This is a genomic window from Mesorhizobium atlanticum, from assembly GCF_003289965.1.
GTDB classification, from domain to species: Bacteria; Pseudomonadota; Alphaproteobacteria; order Rhizobiales; family Rhizobiaceae; genus Mesorhizobium; species Mesorhizobium atlanticum.
In genome coordinates, this window is sequence record NZ_QMBQ01000024.1 from 1 (window position 1) to 1,339 (window position 1,339).

The following is a 1,339-nucleotide window of genomic DNA, read 5'->3' on the forward strand; positions in this document are numbered from 1 at the left end:
CTAGACGATCGATTCCATGAAACTGGCATGTGCTCGTAAAGGCGCGGGTCTGAATAGGTCGCGCATGGAACTGGTGGGTTGCTTGCGGATTCCTCGTTGGCAGTGAGCTGAACGAGGAGCAGCGAAATGGCAAGAAGGCGGCGAGCGATTGAGCTGGCGATGAGCGATGAGGAGATTGGAAGTCTGACGGCGCTTTCGCGCTCGCGAACCGAGCCGGCCCGGCGGGTTGAACGGGCGCGAATGCTGCTCGCCTACCGTGACAATCCATCGTTCTTCGCGGTCGGGCGGAGCCTTGGCGTCCATCATCAAACAGTCGAGCGCTGCGTGGAGCGAGCGCTGGCCTATGGGCCGCTGACGGCACTCGATGACCGACCGCATCCGGGAAAGGAGCCGACGATCACGCCGGAGGCCAAGGCTTGGCTGGTATCTTTGGCGTGCGACAAGGCCAAAGAGCACGGCTATCCGCACGAGTTGTGGACGACGCGGCTTTTGGCACGCCATGCGCGCGAGCATGGACCGGCGGCCGGGCACGAATGTCTCGCCAGGCTGGTGCAGGGCACGGTGTGCAAGATCCTCGGCCAAGAGGAAATCAAGCCGCACAAGGTGCGCTACTACCTGGAACGTCGCGACGCCGCGTTCGAGCAGAAGATGGCGCAGGTCTTGTGTGTCTATCGCGAGGTCCAGATCCTGAAAAAGACCGCCGCCAAGTCGAAGAAACCGGGCAAGTCGAAGAAACCGGGCAAGTCGAACAAACCGGGCAAGTCGGTGGCGATCGTCTCCTACGATGAGAAGCCGGGAATCCAAGCCATCGCAACGACGGCGCCGGACTTGCCGCCCGTACCTGGCGTCCACCCGACCTTCGCGCGCGATCATGAGTACAAACGCCATGGCACGCTCAGCCTGTTGGCCGGGATCGATCTGCTCACCGGCAAGGTGCATGCGCTGGTCAGAGACCGCCATCGTAGCCGAGAGTTCATCGAGTTCCTCAACCTGCTCGATGCCGCCTATCCGCCCAGCACCGCGATCAAGTTGATCCTCGACAATCATTCCGCACACATATCGAGAGAAACCAGAACTTGGCTTGCCGCCCAACCGCCTGGTCGCTTCGAGTTCACGTTCACACCCAAGCACGGCTCCTGGCTCAACCTCATCGAGGGCTTCTTCTCAAAGTTCGCCCGATCCGTCCTGCGCCACATCCGGGTGGCATCCAAGCACGAGCTCAAGCAGCGCATCATGGCAGGCATCGAGGACCTCAACCGCCATCCCGTCATTCACACTTGGTCCTACAAACTCGCCGAAGCCGCCTGATATGATTCAATTCTTGGAAACGCTGAACTAG

The 1,339-nt window shown here is 60.7% G+C and carries 1 protein-coding gene; it reads left to right on the forward strand.

Annotated features, from left to right (window positions below; genetic code table 11):
- Positions 1-126 precede the first annotated feature (126 nt).
- On the forward strand, positions 127-1,308 hold the full coding sequence (locus DPM35_RS32070; RefSeq protein ID WP_112131467.1) for an IS630 family transposase: 1,182 nt from the start codon (positions 127-129) through the stop codon (positions 1,306-1,308).
- Positions 1,309-1,339: the final 31 nt, after the last annotated feature.